The organism is Sphingomonas sp. (genome assembly GCF_017745215.1).
In the GTDB taxonomy this organism is placed as follows: Bacteria; Pseudomonadota; Alphaproteobacteria; order Sphingomonadales; family Sphingomonadaceae; genus Sphingomonas.
In genome coordinates this window covers 25,633-43,731 of the sequence record NZ_JAGHZV010000007.1, presented here as the reverse complement: position 1 = coordinate 43,731, position 18,099 = coordinate 25,633, and the positions used below count along the sequence as shown (strand labels likewise).

The window sequence follows — 18,099 nt, the reverse complement described above, 5'->3', positions numbered from 1 at the left end:
TTCGTTTCGAGTGGCCAATGTCTCATGGAGGCACCGCAACCACCTCATAATCATGTTGAATCCGCAACACTACGCGGGCACCTTAACCCCGGTTAATTTTCGGGGGAATCGAAGAATATGAAGGCATTGTTCGGAGCCGTTGTGCTTGCACTGGCGGCGCTGGTCTCAGCCGCGCCGGCGAGCGCGTCGGTCTATGTCGTCAACGGCGATACCGCGGACGGCGACCTCTACAACCGCACGATCTCGGGAACTCCGCCGAACGCGCTTTCCATGATCGGAACATCGGTTCACTACAAGGTGCATCGCTTCACGGTGAGCCTCACCGGCGCCTATGATTTCCTGGTGACCGCGATCGCACCGGTGAACTGGGACACTTTCCTGAGCCTGTACCGGGATGAATTCGATCCCACGCTGCCGCTGAGCCTGGTCGTCGCCGCCAACGACGATCTCAGTAGCGTCAGCGAATCCGGGTTCACGGGCATCAACCTGACCGCGGGCACTTCCTATTACGCGGTGGTCTCCGGCTATGACGGCATTTCCGCCGGCACTTATGGGCTCCGGATCTCGGGCCCGGGCAACATCATCCCCGCTGTCACGCCGTCGGTTCCCGAGCCTGCCGCCTGGGTGATGCTGATCCTCGGCGTGGGGCTGATGGGCGGGCTGATGCGCGCCCGGCAGCGCGGACACGGGATCGCGCTCGCCGCCGCCTGAGCCCGCCAGCTGGCCGATCGACCGGAGCGCCCCGGGGAAACGCCGGGGCGTTTTGTTTGGCGACCGTTCGCGAATGTCTCGGAAAGACACCGCAACGCCTTCACAATCGTATTGAATCCGTAACAAGGCGCTGGCAATTAATCCCCGTTAACTTTCGGGGGATGGACATGAAGGCATTTTTCGGAGCCATCGCGCTTGCGCTGGCGGCACTGGTCTCGGCCGCACCGGCGAGCGCGTCGGTCTATATCTTCAACGGCGACAACACGGGCGGCCCCACCTACAACCGCGGGCTGTCGGGCATTCCGTCGGGCGGGCTGTCGGCGGTCGGAACCGCGGTCCATTATGAAGTGTTTCGCTTCTCGGTGAGCCTCTCCGGCGCCTATGATTTCCTGATGACCGCGATCGCGCCCGTGAATTGGGACACGTTCCTGACCCTCTACTACAACGAGTTCGATCCGACGCTGCCGCTGAGCCTGGACATCGCCGCGAGCGACGATTTCCCGTCCATCGGCAAGTCGGGCTTCAACGGCATCAACCTGACCGCCGGCACGCCCTATTACGCCGTAGCCGCCGGCTTCAACAACACCGACGTTGGCACCTATGGCCTGCAGATCTCGGGCCCGGGCAACATCATCCCCTTCGGCGCGCCCTCGGTCCCCGAGCCGGCCACCTGGGTGATGCTGATCCTCGGCGTCGGCATGATGGGCGGGCTGATGCGCGTCCAGCAGCGCCAGCGGATGGGGGCGCTCACCGCCGCCTGAGCCTGGCCCAAACCGAACCACGAACCGCCCCGGCCCCACGCGCCGGGGCGTTTTCGTTTTGGGGCAGTCCGCTTGTCCGCCGCAGTGCAGCGCGATTGACACCGTAACGGTTCATCCGGCTAGTTCGGGAGAGGCAAGCCGCCGGGGGGAAGGCTCGTGATTCGCTTCGTGACGTTCCGTGGACGCGTGCCCCGCGACGGCTTCCTCCTGTTCGTTTTCTTCGCGACGCTCGCCGCGGTCGCGCTGCGCTGGTGGGCGACGCGGTGCATGATCGTGCCCGGGCCGATCGCCGATCCGCTCACCATCGAGCATGCGCCGGTGTGGCGGATCGTCGCCGAGGGGCTGTTCACTTTGGTGCTGCTGATGGTCGCGGCCGCGCGGCTGCGCGACACGAATCGCCACGGCTGGTGGGTGTTCGCGCTGGTCCCGCTCGCCGCCGCGACCTGGATCGCCGGGCCCGGCGCGGCGCTGGCGAGCTGGTTCGCGCTGCCCTTCTGGCTGCTCCTGCTCGTGGTCCCCGGCACGATCGGCCCCAACCGCTTCGGCGCCGATCCGCGCGGCTGGCCCTCGCGCGACGCCTATGACCGCCAGGCGGCGATGCTCGCCGCCGAGCAGGCGAGCTACAGCAAGCTCTGGAATTGAAGATTTGGCCGTCATCCCGGCGAAAGCCGGGACCCAAGGCCACGAGCGATGACCTTTGCTGCCCTGGATCCCGGCTTTCGCCGGGATGACGACGGAGAGGGCTGGACAAGGCGAACCGAATCCCGGCTTCCCCCGCTCGCCGGCTGCGCCTATAGGGCCAGCAGGCCTATGACCACCACCAGCCCGCCCGCGGCCGCAGCCGCGCTTCCTGCCGACTGGCGCGACTTCCTGGCGCTCACCAAGCCCCGGGTGATGACGCTCGTCGTCTTCACCGGCCTCTGCGGCATGCTTGCCGCGCCGGGGCACATCCACCCGGTGCTCGGCTTCACCGCGATCCTCTGCATCGCGCTCGGCGCGGGCGCGGCGGGGGCGCTCAACCAATGGTACGAAGCCGACATCGACGCGGTGATGAAGCGCACCCGCGGCCGGCCGCTCCCCGCGGGGCGGATGGAGCGTCAGTCGGCGCTGCACTTCGGCGTCGGGCTCGCGGCCTTTTCGGTGATCCTGATGGGGCTGGCGATCAACCTCGCCGCCGCCGGGATCCTCACCGTCTCGATCCTCTTCTACGTCTTCATCTACACGATCTGGCTCAAGCGCCGGACGCCGCAGAACATCGTGATCGGCGGCGCCGCCGGTGCCTTCCCGCCGCTGATCGGCTGGGCGGCGGTGACCGGCGACGTCGCGACGCTCCCGATCCTGCTCTTCGCGCTCGTCTTCCTGTGGACCCCGCCGCACTTCTGGGCGCTCGCGCTGTTCGTCCAGACCGATTACGCCAACGCCGGCGTGCCGATGCTCCCGGTCGTCGCCGGCGAGCGCGCGACGCGGACGCAGATCGGGCTCTACACCATCCCGATGGCGATCGCCGCAGTGGCGCCCTGGCCGCTCGGCCTCACCGGCGCGATCTACGGCGTGACCTCGATCCTCGGCACGCTGGTCTTCGCCGCGCTCGCCGCGCAGGTCGCCTTCCGCCGCACCGGCGCCGAGGATGCGATGACGCCCGAGAAGCGGCTGTTCCGCTATTCGATCCTCTACCTCTTCGTGCTGTTCGGCGCCGTGGCGCTGGACGCGGGGCTGATGCGATGACCGACGAGACACCGATGCCGACCGCCGAGACCCCCGAAATCCCGCAGCCCGCGCCGATCAGCCAGGACATGATCCGCGAGCGCCAGCGCGCCCGCGCCAAGGTGACCGCCTGGCTGCTCGCCGGCTTCGTCGTGCTCATCTTCGCGATCTCGATCGTCAAGATCGCCGCAGGCTACGCCTGATGGACCGCAAGCTCCGCACCGCGCTGCTCGCCGGCGTGCTCGTCTGCGGGATGACCGGGCTCGGCTTCGCGGCGGTACCGCTCTACCGCGTCTTCTGCCAGGCGACCGGCCTCAATGGCACCACCCAGCGCGGGATCGCCGCGCCGGGCAGCGTCGGCAAGACCGTCACCGTCGCCTTCGACACCAATGTCAGCCCCAGGCTCGCCTGGCAGTTCAAGCCCGAGCACCGCTCCGAGACCGTCGAGATCGGCGGGCGCGACATGGCCTTCTTCACCGCGAAGAACCTCTCGAACGTGCCCGTCACCGGCACCGCGACGTTCAACGTCACGCCCTTCCAGGCGGGGAAGTATTTCACCAAGATCCAGTGCTTCTGCTTCACCCGCCAGACGCTCCAGCCCGGCGAGAGCGTGCGCATGCCGGTGATCTTCTACGTCGACCCCAAGATCCTCGACGATCCGGACGCGCGCGACGTGAGCGAAATCACGCTGTCGTACACATTTTACCCGGTGGATTCCGCGAAAACGCCGGGCTAAGGCACAGCACAAAGGGAGCAACAGGGAAGCGTCATGGCCGGAGCGAGGAACCACCAGTACCATATCGTGAACCCCAGCATCTGGCCGTTCTTCGGCTCGATGTCTGCGCTGGCGCTCGCGAGCGGTGCGATCATGGGGATGCACAAGGCGGCCAACTGGCAGATCGTGCTGGGCCTGGGCTTCGCCGGCGTGATCCTGACGATGTTCAGCTGGTGGTCCGACGTGATCAAGGAAGCGCATCGCGGCGACCATACGCCGATCGTGCAGCTCCACCTGCGCTACGGCATGATCCTGTTCATCGCCTCCGAAGTGATGTTCTTCGTCGGCTGGTTCTGGGCGTGGTTCGATTTCGCGCTGTTCCCCAGCCATGCCGAGGCGGTCGGCGGCGTCTGGCCGCCCAAGGGCATGCACGTGCTCGACGCCTGGCAGTTCCCGTTGCTCAACACGATGATCCTGCTGCTCTCGGGCACCACGGTCACCTGGGCGCACCACGGCCTGATCCACGGCGAGCGCGGCGGCGCGATGAAGGGCCTGTGGGGCCTGATCGGCGTCGGCGAGAACGACACGGTGAAGAAGGGGCTGTGGCTGACGATCATCCTCGGCCTGCTGTTCAGCTGCTTCCAGGCCTATGAATACAGCGAGGCGCCCTTCCCCTTCCAGGCGAGCGCCGACGGCGGCTCGAGCTATGGCGGCGCCTTCTTCATGGCGACCGGCTTCCACGGCTTCCACGTGATCGTCGGCACGATCTTCCTGATCGTGAACCTGGTCCGCGCCTATCGCGGCGACTTCACGCCCAAGCAGCATTTCGGCTTCGAGGCGGCGGCCTGGTACTGGCACTTCGTTGACGTGGTGTGGCTGTTCCTCTTCGCCTCGATCTACGTCTGGGGCGGCTGGGGCGCGCCGGTCCACGGCTGACCCGGCGGTGATGACACCTCGCTGGCACATCGCCCAGGCCAACATCGGCCGGCTGATCGCGCCAGCGGGCGATCCGCGCGTCGAGGAATTCTACCGCGAGCTCGACCGGGTCAACGCGCTCGCCGATGCGGCTCCGGGCTTCGTCTGGCGGCTGCAAGGCGAGAGCGGCGACGCGATGGACCTCGCCCCCACCCCCGATCCGCAGGTCGCGCTCAACATGAGCGTGTGGGAAGATTCCGACTCGCTCTTCGCCTTCGTCTATCGCAGTGCGCATACGCCGGTGATGGCGAAGCGGCGGCAGTGGCTCGAGCGCTGGGACGGCGCCTACCAGGCGCTGTGGTGGATCGAGGCGGGCAGCGTGCCGAGCATCGAGGATGCGCTCGCCAAGCTCTGGCTGATTGACCGCTACGGCCCCACCCCACGCGCCTTCACCTTCAAGACGCGCTTCCCCGCGCCGGGCATGGGCGGCGCGCCCGTCGACATGCAGCCCGATCCCTGGTGCGTCGGCACCGCGTGACTGACGCCCCCACGCTCACGCAATGCGCGATCGGCGGGCTCTGCCCGCGCTGCGGCGCCAAGACGCTGTTCGCCGGTGTGATCCGCTTCGCCGACAACTGCAGCAACTGCGGGCTCGACTATTCGAGCTTCAATGTCGGCGACGGCCCCGCGGCGATCCTGACGATGGTGATCGGCGGGATCATCGTGCTGCTCGCCGCGGTGGTCGAGCTCAACTGGTCGCCTGGGCTGCTGGTGCACGCGATCCTGTGGATTCCGCTCGCGACGTTCCTCGTCGTCTTCTCGCAGCGACTCGCCAAGGCCGCGCTGCTCGCGATCGAATATCGCCGCGCCGCCGCCGAGGGGCGGATCAAGGACCGGCCCTGATGCCGCGGCTCCCCGTCCTCCCCACGATCCTCGTCGGCCTCGCCGTCGCGGCGATGATCGCGCTCGGCGTCTGGCAACTCGAGCGCAAACAGGAGAAGGAAGCGCTGCTCGCCCAGCTTGCGGCCAATTTCGACAAGCCCGAAATGGCGTTCCCGCGCGTGCCGCTCGGCGACCAGTATCTCTTCCGCCGCGCGAGCGCGCTCTGCCTCGAACCCACCGGCTGGCGGCACGAGGGCGGCGGCGCGAACGGCTTCCGGCTGATCGCCGAATGCCGCACCGGCGCCGAGGGCCCGCCGCTGCTCGTGATGGTCGGCGCCTCGCGCGATCCGCAATTCACCCCCCAGTGGAAGGGCGGCCCGGTCGAGGGCACGATCACCCATGTGCCGGGGCACGACCCGCTGATCGTCAGCCTCTTCAGCAGTGCGCCCAAGCAGCTGATGCTGGTGACCGATACCCCCGTGCCGGGGCTCAATCCCGTGCCGAAGCCCTCGCTCGACAGCGTGCCGAACAACCACCTCGCCTATGCGGTGCAATGGTTCCTGTTCGCGGTGATCGCGGTGGCGATCTACCTGCTCGCGCTCAAGCGGCGGCAAGCCAGTCAGCCCAAATCCTAAACCGTCATCCCGGCGAAAGCCGGGAGCCAGGGTTACGGAGGACGTCGCTCGCGGCCCTGGGTCCCGGCTTTCGCCGGGATGACGGACTGGTGTGAAGCGCTGCTGGGGGACGCCAAAGCAACGCTCGCCTTGCCCCCGCCCTGCCACCCCGCTAACGCCCGCCGGATGCGCTATCAGAGCACCAGGGGGCAGGCGCCGCTTCTCGGCTTCCGCGACGTAACGCTCGCAGGCCTTGCCAGCGACGGCGGGCTGTACGTGCCCGAGGCCTGGCCGCAATTTACGCCCGACCAGATCGCCGCGATGGCCGATCTCTCCTATGTCGAGACCGCCGTCCGCGTGATGCAGCCCTTCGTCGGCGACGCACTGACCGAAGCCGAGCTGCGCGAGCTCTGCACCCAGGCTTATGGCCGTTTCTCGCACGCCGCGGTCACGCCGCTCGTCCAGCTCGACCATCGCCACTGGCTGCTCGAGCTGTTCCACGGCCCCACGCTCGCCTTCAAGGACGTCGCGCTCCAGCTGCTCGGGCTGCTCTTCGAGAAGTTCCTGACCGGCACCACCACGCACCTCACCATCGTCGGCGCGACCTCGGGCGACACTGGCAGCGCCGCGATCGACGCAGTCGCCGGGCGGCACGGCATCGACATCTTCATGCTGCACCCCAAGGGCCGCGTCTCCGACGTGCAGCGCCGCCAGATGACGACGGTGCTCGCCCCCAACGTCCACAACATCGCGATCGAAGGCAGCTTCGACGACGCCCAGGCGCTGGTGAAGGCGATGTTCAACGATCCGGACTTCGCCGGCCGCTTCACCCTGTCAGCGGTCAACTCGATCAACTGGGCGCGGCTGATGGCCCAGATCGTCTATTATTTCTACGCCGCCGTCCGGCTCGGCGCGCCGCAGGTTGCGCCGGTCTTCGCGGTGCCGACGGGCAATTTCGGCGACGTCTTCGCCGGCTATGCCGCCGCGCGCATGGGCCTGCCGATCCGCCGGCTGATCGTCGCGACCAACGTCAACGACATCCTCCACCGCGCGATCGCCTCGGGCGATTATTCGGCGGGCGACGTCACCCCCACCGCCGCGCCCTCGATGGACATCCAAGTCAGCTCGAACTTCGAGCGGCTACTGTTCGACGCCGGCGCTCGCGACGGCGCCGCGCTTGCCGAGCAGATGCGCGGGTTCGAGGCCAGCAAGGCGATGCGGCTCACCAATGCGCAGCAGCAAGGCGCGGCGCGCTGGTTCGCGAGCGACCGGATCGATGCGGCGGAGATGGCGCAGGCGATGCGCTGGGCAGCCGATTCGGACTTAATCCTCGATCCCCACACCGCGATCGGCCTTGCCGCTGCACGGCGCGCGGACCTCGGCGCACCGATGGTCACGCTGGCGACCGCACACCCCGCCAAGTTCCGCGACGCGGTCGAGCGCGCGACCGGCACGCGCCCGCGCATGCCCAACCGCATCGGCGACCTGTTCGACCGCGAGGAACGCTATGACGTGCTCCCCGCCACCTTCGAAGCGGTGAGCGCCCATATCGCCGAACGGGCGACGCCGAGGGGCTGAGCGGGCCCATGGATCTCGTCACGCTGACCGGCGAGCCCTGGGCGGATTACGGCCTGGTCGACAGCGGCCACGGCCGCAAGCTCGAGCGCTATGGCAGTTACCGCTTCGTCCGCCCAGAGCCCCAGGCGCTCTGGGCGTCCGCGAGTGCCGACTGGGACGCGCACGGCGAGTTCATCCCCGGATCGGACGAGGACGGCGGCGGACGCTGGAATTTCACCAGGCCGCTGCCCAGGGAAGGTTGGCCGCTGGCGTGGGAGGAAGTCCGCTTCACCGCGCAGACCACGCCCTTCCGCCACCTCGCCTTCTTCCCCGACATGGCGCCGGTCTGGGGCTGGATGCGCGGGCGGATCGCGGGACTCGACGCGGCCGAGTGCATGAACCTCTTCGGCTACACTGGCGTCGGCAGCCTCGCGCTCGCCGCCAAAGGGGCGAAGGTCACGCATGTCGACGCCTCGAAGAAGTCGGTCGAGGCGGCGCGCGCCAATGCCGCGCTCTCTGGAATGAGCGAACTGCCGGTGCGCTGGATCGTCGACGACGCCGCGAAGTTCGCGGCGCGGGAAGTGCGGCGCGGCCGGCGCTACGACGGGATCATCCTCGATCCGCCGAAGTGGGGCCGCGGGCCCGGCGGGGAGGTCTGGAAGCTCGAGGAATCGCTTCCCGGCCTCATCGCCGACTGCCGCCGCCTGCTCGACGCCGAGTCGCGCTTCCTGTTCCTCACCGTCTATGCGGTGCGCATGTCGGCGCTCGCGATCGGCGAATTGCTGCAGCAGCATCTCGCCGACCTGGGCGGCAAGGTGGAGTGCGGCGAACTCGCGGTGCGTGAGGAAGCGCGCGGGCTGCTGCTCCCGACGGCGATCTTCGCGCGGTGGAGCCGCTAGCTTAATCCTCGAAATAATCCGCCTGCGCCAGATCCTCGAGCAGCCCCAATTCCCGCGGTTCCCAGCCGAGTAGCGCGCGCGTGTGGGCGCTCGAGGTCGGCAGGTCGGCGCTCGCGAACATCGCGAACCAGCCGAAATGCTCGGCGGCTTCCTCCGGCGACTTCGAGACCACCGGCACGCCCAGCTTCGCCCCGATCACCTCCGCGATCGCGCGCATCGGCACGCCTTCCTCGGCGATCGCATGGAACGGCCCGCCCAGCCCGCCATGTTCGAGCGCGAGGCGATAGACTCGCGCGGCGTCGCGGCGATGGCCCGACGACCAGCGGTTCGCGCCGTCGCCGGGATAGGCCGAGACACCGGTCCGCTTCGCGAGATCATGGAGGATGCGCACGAAGCCGTGATCACCCACGCCATGCGTCGACGGCGGCAGGCGGACGGTGCCGGCATGCACGCCCCGCGCCGCGAGCGCCTCGGCGGCATCCTCCGACGCACGCGGCATCCGCTCGCTGCGCGGCCAGTGCGGATCGGCTTCGGTCGCGGTCGGCCCCTGACGCACCAGCGCGGTGCCCGCGGTCACCAGCAGCGGCTTGGCGGTGCCGACCAGCCCCTCGCCCAGCGCCAGGATCGCGCGATGGTCCTCGGCGGCGTTCTCGGCATAGCGTGAGAAGTCGTGGTTGAAGGCGGTGTGGATCACGCCGTCCGCCGCGGCCGCAGCATTCTGCAGCAACTCCGCGTCGCCGATCGAGCCGAGCAACACTTCCGCGCCCGCCGCGGCGAGCGCCGGCGCCTTGGCTTCGGAGCGCACCAGGCCCACCACCTGATGGCCCGCGCCGATCAATTCCGCGACCACGGCCGAGCCGACGAACCCGGTCGCGCCGGTTACGAACACACGCATGGGAGAGTCTCCTTGGGGGATAGGCCGACCCTATGCGCCGCCAAGTCATCCTGTTAAAGTAGTGACGTTATACAGGTATAACCTTCAACAGGATCGTCCATGGCCAGCCTGCCTGCCGAGAGCCGCCCCGAGAGTCGGCTGGGCGCCTTCCTCAAGGACCGCCGCACCCGGCTCGATCCCGCCGCCTTCGGCCTGCCGCCCGGCCGGCGCCGCACGCCGGGGCTGAGGCGCGAGGAAGTCGCCCAGCGCGCACACATCAGCGCCACCTGGTACACCTGGCTCGAGCAGGGCCGCGGCGGCGCGCCCTCCGCGGACGTGCTCGAGCGTATCGCCCAGGCGCTGCTGCTGACCGACGCCGAGCGCGAGCATCTCTTCCTCGTCGGCCTCGGCCGCGCGCCGGAGGTGCGCTACCGCCCGACCGACGGCGTCTCGCCGCGGCTCCAGCGCGTGCTCGACGCGCTGACACTCAGCCCCGCGATGATCAAGACGCTCACCTGGGATGTCGTCGCCTGGAACCGCGCGGCGGCGGCGGTGCTCACCGACTATGGCCGGCTGCCGCCCGAGGACCGCAACATCCTGTGGCTGATCTTCTGCGATCCGCGCGTGCGCGCGCACCAGTTCGACTGGGAAAGCGTGGCGCGCTTCGTGGTGAGCGCCTTTCGCGTCGACGCCGCGCGCGCGGGCGGGAGCGAGTTGATCCAGCCGCTGGTCGACGAGCTCTCGGCCCCCAGCCCCGAGTTCGCGGCGATGTGGCGCGAGCCGGGGATGCACCATTATGGCGAGGGCGTGAAGCAGCTCCGCCACCCCGAACTCGGTGCGCTCTCGCTCGAATATTCGGCCTTCCTCGTCGACGGGCGGCCCGACCTGACGATGCTCGTCTACAATCCCGCAAGCGAAGCCGATGCGGCCAAGATCGCCAGGCTCATCGGCTAGCTCCGCCCCATCCGGATCGCCGCGCCCGCGACGATCGGGCATCCCGCGACGAGCAACAGGCTCAGCGCTGCAAGCAGCTTGAGCGCGCTGGGATCGTCGCCGGTCGCGCCCGCGCCGAAGATCAGCAGCGGGACCGCGAAGGGCAGCATCACCAGCCCGGCGAGCGCACCCGCGCCGCGGAGGCCACTCACCAGCGCAGCGGTGGCGATGCCGAGCGCTGCGAGCCCCGGCGTGCCGATCGCCAGCGCCAGCTCGATGCGGAGCAATGCTGCGCCATCGAGGTGCAGCAAGGCCGCAGCGACCACGCTCGCGGCAAGCAGCGCGGGACCGAAGCCGAGCCAGTGCCCGGCCATCTTCGCCGCCGCAACCGCGCTGGCGGAAATCCCGCGCACCGCGAACTGGTCGAGCACGCCGCTCTCGGCATCGGGCGCGACCAGCCGCTCGACCGGAAGCAGCGCGGCGAGCAGCGCCGCTGCCCAGATCACGCCGCTGCCGACGCGCGCGAGCAGTTTGGCGTCGGGCCCGATCGCGAACGGGAAGAGGATCGAGACGAGCAGGAAGAAGGCGATCGGCAGCACCAGCCCGCCGCCCGTCCAGGCGCGTCGCAGCTCGCGCAGCATGATCGCGACGAGCGGGCTCACAGCGCAATCTCGCGCGCATCGGGGAGCGCTATCGGCAGATGCGTCGCCACCAGCGCGGCGCCACCAGCGGCGCGATGCTGCATCAACCGCGCCTCGAGCACGCGCACCGATTCGGCGTCGAGCCCGTTCGCCGGCTCGTCGAGCAGCCAGAGCGGCTTGCCGGCCGCGAACACGCGCGCCAGCCCCGCTCGGCGGCGTTGGCCGGTCGAAAGATAGCGTACCGCCACCTCCGCGAGATGCGCGAGCTGGAACCAGCCGAGCGCGAGCCTCGCCTCGGCGACGCCGCCGCGCCCGTCGATACCCATCCAATAGGCCAGCGCCTCGGCCAGCGGCAGCTCGGGATCGAGCGCGGCCTGCTCGGCGAGCAGCGCGGGAAGAAGGCCGCGGCGCACCGTGCCTGCCGCGGGCTGCAGCAAGCCTGCGGCAATCCGCACCAGGCTCGACTTGCCCGCGCCATTGGCGCCCGTCACCAGCAGCGCCTCGCCCGGTGCCAGCGCGAAGCTCAGCCCTTCGAACAGCGTCCGCCCGCCGCGCACGCACGCGACGCCTTCGAACGCCAGCAGCTCGAGCGTCACTCGGCAGCGTCCTCGCCCGACTCCTCGAGCGCGTGCATGTCGTCGTCGGAAAGCCCGAAATGATGGCCGACCTCGTGCACCACGACATGGTTGACGAGGCTCTCGAGGCTCACCCCCGTCGCGGCCCATTCGTGGAGGATCGGCAAGCGATAGAGGTGGATGCGATCGGGCAGCGCGCCCGAATCGAACGAGGATTTCTGCCCGACCGGCCGGCCGTGGTAGAGCCCGCTCAGGTCCAGCGGATCGTCGATGTCGAGCGCGTCGAGCGTCTCGTCGTCGGCGAAATCCTCGACCACCAGCACGACGTCGGCGAGGTAGGACTGGAACGGCTCGGGGATGCGCGCGAGCGCTTCGCGGGCCAGCCGCTCGATCGTCGCCGCATCGGGCGCATGGACTTGTCCGCGCATGGATCGCGGCATAGGCGGGACACGGCGTGTATCGCAAGGAGAGTCGGAATGGTTGCGCGGCTGACGGACGGACATCGCGACGAGGCGCTCGCCTCGCTGCCCGACTGGACGCACGACCCCGAGCGCGACGCGATCACGCGCCGCTTCACCTTCAAGGACTTCAACGAAGCGTTCGGCTTCATGACGCGCGTCGCGCTGATGGCCGAGAAGGCGGATCACCACCCCGAGTGGTCCAACGTGTGGAACCGGGTCGACATTCTCCTCACCACGCACGACGCCGACGGGCTTTCCACCCGCGACATCCAGATGGCCCAGGCGATCGACGCGCTGGTGGCGGGCTGACGTCAGCCCGGCGTCATCCCGGCGGGGCGAGCGCGGCTTACTGCCACTTGTTCAGCCGCACCTTGAGCAGCACCGGCTTGTCGGTGAAGTTGAGGCCATAGTCGATCTGGTCGCCGTTCCAGACATGGTGCGGCACCCAATTGCCCGCGGCGTCGAAGCTGCCCTGCTCGACGCGGAGCAGCTGCGACTGCTGGCCCTTGGCGGGATTCGCGAGCGCGAAGCGGAGGCGGACCCAGCTGCCCGCGACGAGGAACTCGTCCGGCGCCAGCTGGAGCACCAGCCCGCCGCCCAGCGGCTTGCCCTTGGTCGGGTGCGGATCGACTTGCTGCCAGGTCCATTCGGGCTCGCCGAACTGCCATTGCTCGAACTGGGCGGTGACCTTCCAGTCGCCCATCACGGTCGACTGCGCGGCGGCGTCGGGGCCCTTGGCGGCGCCCCAGCCGGGGTGCTCGAAGGCGAGCTTCGCCCAGATCTGCGCGATGGGCTCGAACAGGCGGTAGTTGGCGGCGAAGGCCTCGACCGTCGCGTCGTCGAGCGACTTGGCGCCGAGCGGATAGTTGGAATAATCGTCGCCATCCATGCCGAAGGGCGAGAAGCCGATCGCGCCACGGCCGACCACTGGCCAGAAGAAGCGGGCATAGTCGATCGCATTGCCGGTCTCGGGGACGAACAGCGCATTGTCCGGGCGCTGATAGGCGTCGAGATAGGCGAGATAGGTCTTCCAGTCGCGGTTGTAGATGTCGGGCGCGACGAGATCGATGCTGGGCGCGGCGGCGCGGAAGATCGCGATGACGTTCCAGTTGGGCCCGCCCGAGGGAGTCGCGGCGCCGTCGGGCTCGGGGGTGAACGGGTCGCTCAGCGCCGAATTGCAGTACATCGGCAGCGGCTTGATCGCCTTTCCGGCCGCGGCGATCTCGTCGATATAGCGCGCGGTATACCAGGTCGAGAAGGCCTGGTCGGCGATCTTGCCGAACACTTGGCGCCAGGTGCCGGGCTGCTTGCCGAGCTTCGTCACCAGCGCGTCGGGCACCGGCCCTTCGAACAGCGCGTCGGCTTCCGGCGAATGATCGCGGGCGAGGCCCCAGGTGCCGGCCTCGTTCTCGACCTGGACCATGATCACCGTGTTCGGCTTGTCGCGATCCTTGAGGTGCTGCATCAGCGCCGCGAAGGCGCGCTTGTCCGCGGCGAGCGTCGCCTTGCCGAAGGGCGAGAGCGCGTGGTGCGAACCCGTCAGGCTGCGGTTGCGCGGGAAGCGCGCGGTGTCGGTCTTCACCCATTCGGGCGCGTAGGTGCCGTTGCCGTTCTTCCAGGTCGCGAACCAGAGCAGCACGAGGCGGAGCTTGTGCTGGCGCGCCTGGGCGAGCAGCGCATCGACATAGGTGAAGTCGAACTGTCCCTCGACCGGCTCGATCTGCTCCCAGGCGACGGGGATCTCGAGCGTGTTGGCGTGGAGCCGCTCGGCCATCGGCCAGACGCGCGGGAGCATCGTCACCGCGTTGCTCGAATTATTCGCCTGGATGCCGAGCATCAAATAGGGCGCGCCATCGACGAACAGCGCGTGGCGGCCGTTGGCGCTGACCAGCCGCGGCAGTTCCTGCGCGGCGGCGGGGGCGGCGAGGAGCAGCGCCGCGACGAGCGCGAGCAGCCTGCGGATCATGGCATCACCTTGAGCACGACGGCGGCGTGGCTGCGCACCTGAGTCTCGTAGCCGCCGGTCATGCGGCCTAGGTCGCGGTGCGCCCAGAGGTCGCGGACGCTCGCCCTGGTCGCGGCGGGATAGGCGAGCTGGAGCCAGTCGACCCGGATCGATGCAGGGGCCGGGCCGCGGTTGAGCAGCGCCACTGCGCGGCTGCCGTCGGCGAGCGGGCGCGCCCAGATCTCGAGGTCGCCCTGCTTCCAGACGCGCCGCGCCTGCCGGCCGAGCGGGTCCTGGTCGATCGCGATGATCTCGGCGTTGGTGAGGATCGCGTGCGTCGCGGGCGACATGCCGGCGATGTCGTTGCCTGCCATCAGAGGGGCTGCAAGCATCGCCCAGAGCGCGAAATGCGCGCGATATTCGTCGTCGCTCATCCCGCCGTTACCGACCTCGAGCATGTCGGGATCGTTCCAGCCGCCGGGCCCCGCATAGGGGTGGAGATCGGCGTTGCGATCGAGGATGTCGGTCACCGGATGCGCCCAGCTGTGCGCGGGGTCGTTCCTGTCCCAGCTGTCCCAGATGTCGCCGGTGGTGCGCCAGAGGTTGCCGGTGCCCTGCGCCCAGAGCCAGGGCTTGCTGTGCCCCCATTCGCACATCGAGAGGACGATCGGCCTGCCGGTGGCGCGCAGCGCGTCGCTCATCGTGGTATAGGCTTCCCGCGCGTCGCGGGTGAAGGTCTCGCACCAGTCGTACTTCAGATAGTCGACGCCCCAGGCGGCATATTGGGCGGCGTCCTGATATTCATGCCCCTGGCTGCCCGGGCGGCCCCCGCAGGTATGCGCGCCGGCATCCGAATAGATGCCGAACTTGAGGCCCTTCGAATGGATATAGTCGCCGAGCGCCTTCATGCCGCTGGGGAAGCGCTTGGGATCGGGCTGGATGTCGCCGTGCGCGTCGCGCTGCCCGTGCCAGCAATCGTCGATCACGACATAGGTGTAGCCCGCGTCGCGCATGCCCGAGGATACGATCGAATCGGCGGTGCGGCGGATCAGCGCCTCGTCGACGTTGCAGGCGAACTTGTTCCAGCTGTTCCAGCCCATCGGCGGCGTGAGCGCGAGGCCGTTGGCGGCGCGTGGGGGCGGGAGCTTGTCCTGCGCGGCAGCCGGCACAGCGACGAGAAAGGCCAAGACCATTGCAAGGATGCGCAGCATCGTCCTCCCTTTGCCGTCACCCCGGCCCTGTGCCGGGGCCCACGCAGCCGCGCGGGCTGCCGCTGAGCTTCTTGTCCAGCCCTTGCCGTCCGGTGGCCCCCGGCACAAGGCCGGGGTGACGGGTCGGGTAGCGGATGGCGCCTATTTTCCGCCCGGGCACACCGAATTGTTCGGATCGGAGACCAGCCGCGCCTCGGCCAGTGTGAACACAAGCGGCCCCGAGGCTTCGATCACGAAGGGTGCGCTGACCCTGGTCAGGTCGACGCCGTTCTGGACGTAGCATTTGAGGAAGATGTTGACGCTGCGCCACTCGCCGGTCTGGCCGGTGAAGAGGCTGGTGGCGTCGATCGCGCCCTTGTTGGCGCCGCCTTCCATGCGGAGCTTCACCGGGCCGGTGGCGGGCGTGTCGAGCTTGTAGGTGAGGCGCAGCGAGACGTCGCCGTTCGCTTCGCGCGTGAGGTCTAGCCCGCTGGTGCCGCCGATGCGGACGGTCGCGGGACCGCTCGGCCAGCTCAGCTTGACCGCACCTTCCTGCTGCGCCTGGCCCTCGGCGACGGCGCGCGTCACCTGGCTGTCGGTCGCGAAGCTGAACGGCGCGGGGGTCGCGCCGCGCGAATAGAAGACGCTGGTGTTGGCCATCGAGGCATCGACCCCCGATTCCTCGCTCAGCGCGCCGACGGCACCGGGCCTGGCGTAGGACAGGCCATAGCCGAGCGCGAACTGCGGATCGTAGTTCGCCTGGCCCTTGTTGAGCACGAACTGGCCCGCGGTCTTGGGCCAGCTGTACGAGAGCGAGCCGACGAAGTCGCGGCGGGGGCGGCCGATGCCGTCGCCGACGATCACGTCGGCGATGCCATTGCCTTCGCTGCCCGGCAGCCAGGCTGCCACGAAGCCGTCCGAAGCGTTGAGCTCGGGGTTCACCCAGAGCGGGCGGCCGGAGAGGAACACCGAGACGGTGGGGATCCCCGCGGCCTTGAGCTTCTTGAGCAATGCCAGCGCCTGCTTGTCGCCGGGCTGGAACTCGAGCGTGCGGATGTCGCCGCGCATCTCGGCATAGGGCTGCTCGCCGAACACCACGATCGCGACATCGGGCTTCTCCGCGAAGCTGCCGTCGGCCGAGAGCGTCGCCTTGCCGCCGCCGGCCGCGACGGCGTCCCGGATGCCCTTCCAGATCGTCGTGCCGCCGGGGAAGAGATCGTTGGGGTTGCCGTCGCCCTGCCAGCTCAGCGTCCAGCCGCCAGTCTGCATCTGCATCGAATCGGCGGCTGCGCCGGCGACGAGCACGTTGGCGCTCGCCTTCACCGGCAGCACGCCGTTGTTCTTGAGCAGCACAAGCGATTCGGCGACCGCCTCGCGCGCCACCGCGCGATGCTCCGGCGTGCCGAGCAGCGGCTTGCCCTCGAGCGGGCGGGCGGGATCGAACAGCCCCAGCTTGACCTTGACGCGCAGGATCCGGCGCACCGCGTCATCGACGCGCGCCATCGGGATCTTGCCCTTCTTCACTTCGCGCACGGTGTTGTCGAACAGCTCGCGCCAGCCGTCGGGCGCCATCACCATGTCGAGGCCGGCGTTGATCGTCGCCGGGCAATCGGTGGTCTTGCAGCCGGGAATCTGGCCGTGCGCGTTCCAGTCGCCGACGACGAAGCCGTCGAAGCCCATCCGCCCCTTGAGCACGCCGGTGAGCAGCGACTTGTTGCCGTGCATCTTGGCGCCGTTCCAGCTGTTGTACGACGCCATCACCGTCATCGTGCCGGCGTCGATCGCGGGCGGATAGCCGGCGCCGTGGATGCGCGCGAAGGTCGCTTCGTCGACCTGGGTGTTGCCCTGGTCGATGCCGTCGGTCGTGCCGCCGTCGCCCATGAAATGCTTGGAAGAGGCCGCGACATAGCCCTTCTGGATGCGATCCTTCGTGCCCGGCGCGCCCTGCAGGCCGATCACCATCTCGCCGGCATAGGAGGCGACCAGCGCGGGGTCTTCCGAATAGCCTTCATAGGTGCGGCCCCAGCGGTCGTTCTGCGGCACGGTGAGCGTGGGGCCGAATGCCCACTCGATCCCCGAGGCGGCGGTCTCGGCCGCGGTGACTTCGCCGATGCGGCGCATCAGCTTGGGATCGTGCATCGCGCCGAGCCCGACATTGTGCGGGAAGATCGTCGCGCCGTTGACGTTGGCGTTGCCGTGGACCGCGTCGATGCCGAAGATCAGCGGGATCTTGAGGTTGCCCGGCCGGTCCTCCATCGCGACGGCGCGGAAGTCCCGGGCGGTCTTCACCCAGGCTTCCTGCGGCGCATGCCGGTCGTCGCCGCCGAGCGGGGGCGAGTTGCCGCCCGCGAGGATCGAGCCGAGCGGGTATTTCCTCAGGTCCTCGGGCTTGATGTAGCTGATGTCGGCCTGGACGATCTGGCCGACCTTCTCCTCGATCGACATCTTCTTGATCAGCGCTGTGACGAACGCCTCGGTCTCGGGATCGACGAGGTCGGGGCTCTTGGCCTGGGGCCATTGTTCGGGATGCGCGACGGTGGGGCCGGTGGCGGCCTTGTCGCTCGTGTCGGGTCCTGCGAGCGCGGGGGCTCCGACCAGAACCGTGGTCCCCAGCAACAGCGCCATGCCCAGCCGCATCATCCCTCTCCTGCAGATTGTTATCGCTAACCTTGGATACCGATTCGCGCGCGGATTGCCAGCCCGCGCGTCAACGTTGTCGGAT

Annotated in this window: 21 protein-coding genes; 14 read left to right on the top strand and 7 right to left on the bottom strand. The window is 68.9% G+C overall.

Annotated features, from left to right (window positions below; genetic code table 11):
* Positions 1-117 precede the first annotated feature (117 nt).
* The 12 genes from J7495_RS08880 to J7495_RS08825 all read left to right on the top strand — a co-directional run bounded on the left by J7495_RS08880 (position 118) and on the right by J7495_RS08825 (position 8,758).
* A complete protein-coding gene (locus J7495_RS08880) occupies positions 118-711 on the top strand; it encodes a PEPxxWA-CTERM sorting domain-containing protein (protein WP_294056123.1) in 594 nt (197 codons plus the stop codon).
* 167 nt (positions 712-878) lie between these two features.
* Positions 879-1,472, top strand: coding sequence for a PEPxxWA-CTERM sorting domain-containing protein (locus J7495_RS08875; protein WP_294056122.1), 594 nt, complete (start codon positions 879-881; stop codon positions 1,470-1,472).
* Between the two features lie 168 nt (positions 1,473-1,640).
* Positions 1,641-2,114: a DUF805 domain-containing protein gene (locus tag J7495_RS08870; protein ID WP_294056121.1), complete on the top strand. Its 474-nt coding sequence runs from the start codon at positions 1,641-1,643 to the stop codon at positions 2,112-2,114.
* A 168-nt stretch (positions 2,115-2,282) separates the two neighbouring features.
* Positions 2,283-3,197: a heme o synthase gene (locus tag J7495_RS08865; RefSeq protein WP_294056120.1), complete on the top strand. Its 915-nt coding sequence runs from the start codon at positions 2,283-2,285 to the stop codon at positions 3,195-3,197.
* Positions 3,194-3,379: a hypothetical protein gene (locus J7495_RS08860; protein ID WP_294056304.1), complete on the top strand. Its 186-nt coding sequence runs from the start codon at positions 3,194-3,196 to the stop codon at positions 3,377-3,379. The genes J7495_RS08865 and J7495_RS08860 overlap by 4 nt, the downstream gene beginning before the upstream one ends.
* Complete coding sequence (locus tag J7495_RS08855) at positions 3,379-3,912, top strand: cytochrome c oxidase assembly protein (RefSeq protein WP_294056119.1); 534 nt, start codon at positions 3,379-3,381, stop codon at positions 3,910-3,912. The genes J7495_RS08860 and J7495_RS08855 overlap by 1 nt, the downstream gene beginning before the upstream one ends.
* A gap of 33 nt (positions 3,913-3,945) precedes the next feature.
* Positions 3,946-4,827, top strand: a complete 882-nt coding sequence (locus J7495_RS08850) for a cytochrome c oxidase subunit 3 (RefSeq protein ID WP_294056118.1) — start codon at positions 3,946-3,948, stop codon at positions 4,825-4,827.
* Positions 4,828-4,837: 10 nt separating this feature from the next.
* Positions 4,838-5,344, top strand: coding sequence for a DUF3291 domain-containing protein (locus tag J7495_RS08845; protein WP_294056117.1), 507 nt, complete (start codon positions 4,838-4,840; stop codon positions 5,342-5,344).
* Positions 5,341-5,709, top strand: a complete 369-nt coding sequence (locus J7495_RS08840; protein ID WP_294056116.1) for a DUF983 domain-containing protein — start codon at positions 5,341-5,343, stop codon at positions 5,707-5,709. The genes J7495_RS08845 and J7495_RS08840 overlap by 4 nt, the downstream gene beginning before the upstream one ends.
* Positions 5,709-6,323, top strand: coding sequence for an SURF1 family protein (locus J7495_RS08835; RefSeq protein ID WP_294056115.1), 615 nt, complete (start codon positions 5,709-5,711; stop codon positions 6,321-6,323). Before J7495_RS08840 ends, J7495_RS08835 begins: the two co-directional genes overlap by 1 nt.
* 165 nt (positions 6,324-6,488) lie before the next feature.
* Positions 6,489-7,880: a threonine synthase gene (gene thrC / locus J7495_RS08830; RefSeq protein ID WP_294056114.1), complete on the top strand. Its 1,392-nt coding sequence runs from the start codon at positions 6,489-6,491 to the stop codon at positions 7,878-7,880.
* An 8-nt stretch (positions 7,881-7,888) separates the two neighbouring features.
* Positions 7,889-8,758 (top strand): class I SAM-dependent methyltransferase, encoded by an 870-nt coding sequence (locus J7495_RS08825; RefSeq protein ID WP_294056113.1) that lies wholly within the window; start codon positions 7,889-7,891, stop codon positions 8,756-8,758.
* Position 8,759: 1 nt separating this feature from the next.
* Here J7495_RS08825 and J7495_RS08820 read toward each other — a convergent pair whose 3' ends face one another.
* Positions 8,760-9,653 carry an SDR family oxidoreductase gene (locus tag J7495_RS08820; RefSeq protein ID WP_294056112.1) on the bottom strand — a complete coding sequence of 298 codons (894 nt, stop codon included), beginning with the start codon at positions 9,651-9,653 and terminating at the stop codon, positions 8,760-8,762.
* Positions 9,654-9,752: 99 nt separating this feature from the next.
* Between J7495_RS08820 and J7495_RS08815 the strand changes: the two genes are divergently transcribed.
* Complete coding sequence (locus J7495_RS08815) at positions 9,753-10,586, top strand: helix-turn-helix transcriptional regulator (RefSeq protein ID WP_294056111.1); 834 nt, start codon at positions 9,753-9,755, stop codon at positions 10,584-10,586.
* On the opposite strand, the gene J7495_RS08810 is transcribed toward J7495_RS08815, so the two are convergent.
* Genes J7495_RS08810 through J7495_RS08800 form a run of 3 tightly spaced genes read right to left on the bottom strand, consistent with a single transcriptional unit; the run spans position 10,583 to position 12,209 of the window.
* The gene (locus J7495_RS08810; RefSeq protein ID WP_294056297.1) at positions 10,583-11,206 is read right to left on the bottom strand and encodes a heme exporter protein CcmB; all 624 of its coding nucleotides are present in this window, start codon (positions 11,204-11,206) and stop codon (positions 10,583-10,585) included. The genes J7495_RS08815 and J7495_RS08810 overlap by 4 nt on opposite strands.
* 17 nt (positions 11,207-11,223) lie before the next feature.
* A complete protein-coding gene (gene ccmA / locus J7495_RS08805; protein WP_294056110.1) occupies positions 11,224-11,802 on the bottom strand; it encodes a heme ABC exporter ATP-binding protein CcmA in 579 nt (192 codons plus the stop codon).
* The gene (locus J7495_RS08800; RefSeq protein WP_294056109.1) at positions 11,799-12,209 is read right to left on the bottom strand and encodes a metallopeptidase family protein; all 411 of its coding nucleotides are present in this window, start codon (positions 12,207-12,209) and stop codon (positions 11,799-11,801) included. Before J7495_RS08800 ends, ccmA begins: the two co-directional genes overlap by 4 nt.
* Between J7495_RS08800 and J7495_RS08795 the strand changes: the two genes are divergently transcribed.
* A complete protein-coding gene (locus J7495_RS08795) occupies positions 12,192-12,551 on the top strand; it encodes a 4a-hydroxytetrahydrobiopterin dehydratase (RefSeq protein ID WP_294056108.1) in 360 nt (119 codons plus the stop codon). The two genes, J7495_RS08800 and J7495_RS08795, sit on opposite strands and share 18 nt — an antisense overlap.
* 37 nt (positions 12,552-12,588) lie before the next feature.
* Here the strand turns inward: J7495_RS08795 and J7495_RS08790 are convergent, their stop codons facing one another.
* The 3 genes from J7495_RS08790 to J7495_RS08780 all read right to left on the bottom strand — a co-directional run bounded on the left by J7495_RS08790 (position 12,589) and on the right by J7495_RS08780 (position 18,017).
* Positions 12,589-14,208, bottom strand: coding sequence for a DUF5597 domain-containing protein (locus J7495_RS08790; protein WP_294056107.1), 1,620 nt, complete (start codon positions 14,206-14,208; stop codon positions 12,589-12,591).
* Positions 14,205-15,398 (bottom strand): glycoside hydrolase family 27 protein, encoded by a 1,194-nt coding sequence (locus tag J7495_RS08785; protein ID WP_294056106.1) that lies wholly within the window; start codon positions 15,396-15,398, stop codon positions 14,205-14,207. Before J7495_RS08785 ends, J7495_RS08790 begins: the two co-directional genes overlap by 4 nt.
* A 141-nt stretch (positions 15,399-15,539) precedes the next feature.
* Complete coding sequence (locus J7495_RS08780; RefSeq protein ID WP_294056105.1) at positions 15,540-18,017, bottom strand: glycoside hydrolase family 3 protein; 2,478 nt, start codon at positions 18,015-18,017, stop codon at positions 15,540-15,542.
* Positions 18,018-18,099: the final 82 nt, after the last annotated feature.

What these genes read in the sequence shown, in the direction of transcription:
- J7495_RS08880 (WP_294056123.1), top strand. Translation starts at nt 118, where the DNA reads ATGAAGGCATTGTTCGGAGCCGTTGTGCTTGCACTGGCGGCGCTGGTC.
- J7495_RS08875 (WP_294056122.1), top strand. Translation starts at nt 879, where the DNA reads ATGAAGGCATTTTTCGGAGCCATCGCGCTTGCGCTGGCGGCACTGGTC.
- J7495_RS08865 (WP_294056120.1), top strand. Translation starts at nt 2,283, where the DNA reads ATGACCACCACCAGCCCGCCCGCGGCCGCAGCCGCGCTTCCTGCCGAC.
- J7495_RS08860 (WP_294056304.1), top strand. Translation starts at nt 3,194, where the DNA reads ATGACCGACGAGACACCGATGCCGACCGCCGAGACCCCCGAAATCCCG.
- J7495_RS08855 (WP_294056119.1), top strand. Translation starts at nt 3,379, where the DNA reads ATGGACCGCAAGCTCCGCACCGCGCTGCTCGCCGGCGTGCTCGTCTGC.
- J7495_RS08850 (WP_294056118.1), top strand. Translation starts at nt 3,946, where the DNA reads ATGGCCGGAGCGAGGAACCACCAGTACCATATCGTGAACCCCAGCATC.
- J7495_RS08845 (WP_294056117.1), top strand. Translation starts at nt 4,838, where the DNA reads ATGACACCTCGCTGGCACATCGCCCAGGCCAACATCGGCCGGCTGATC.
- J7495_RS08835 (WP_294056115.1), top strand. Translation starts at nt 5,709, where the DNA reads ATGCCGCGGCTCCCCGTCCTCCCCACGATCCTCGTCGGCCTCGCCGTC.
- thrC (WP_294056114.1), top strand. Translation starts at nt 6,489, where the DNA reads ATGCGCTATCAGAGCACCAGGGGGCAGGCGCCGCTTCTCGGCTTCCGC.
- J7495_RS08825 (WP_294056113.1), top strand. Translation starts at nt 7,889, where the DNA reads ATGGATCTCGTCACGCTGACCGGCGAGCCCTGGGCGGATTACGGCCTG.
- J7495_RS08820 (WP_294056112.1), bottom strand. Translation starts at nt 9,653, where the DNA reads ATGCGTGTGTTCGTAACCGGCGCGACCGGGTTCGTCGGCTCGGCCGTG.
- J7495_RS08815 (WP_294056111.1), top strand. Translation starts at nt 9,753, where the DNA reads ATGGCCAGCCTGCCTGCCGAGAGCCGCCCCGAGAGTCGGCTGGGCGCC.
- J7495_RS08810 (WP_294056297.1), bottom strand. Translation starts at nt 11,206, where the DNA reads ATGCTGCGCGAGCTGCGACGCGCCTGGACGGGCGGCGGGCTGGTGCTG.
- J7495_RS08795 (WP_294056108.1), top strand. Translation starts at nt 12,192, where the DNA reads ATGGACTTGTCCGCGCATGGATCGCGGCATAGGCGGGACACGGCGTGT.
- J7495_RS08800 (WP_294056109.1), bottom strand. Translation starts at nt 12,209, where the DNA reads ATGCGCGGACAAGTCCATGCGCCCGATGCGGCGACGATCGAGCGGCTG.
- J7495_RS08790 (WP_294056107.1), bottom strand. Translation starts at nt 14,208, where the DNA reads ATGATCCGCAGGCTGCTCGCGCTCGTCGCGGCGCTGCTCCTCGCCGCC.
- J7495_RS08785 (WP_294056106.1), bottom strand. Translation starts at nt 15,398, where the DNA reads ATGCTGCGCATCCTTGCAATGGTCTTGGCCTTTCTCGTCGCTGTGCCG.
- J7495_RS08780 (WP_294056105.1), bottom strand. Translation starts at nt 18,017, where the DNA reads ATGATGCGGCTGGGCATGGCGCTGTTGCTGGGGACCACGGTTCTGGTC.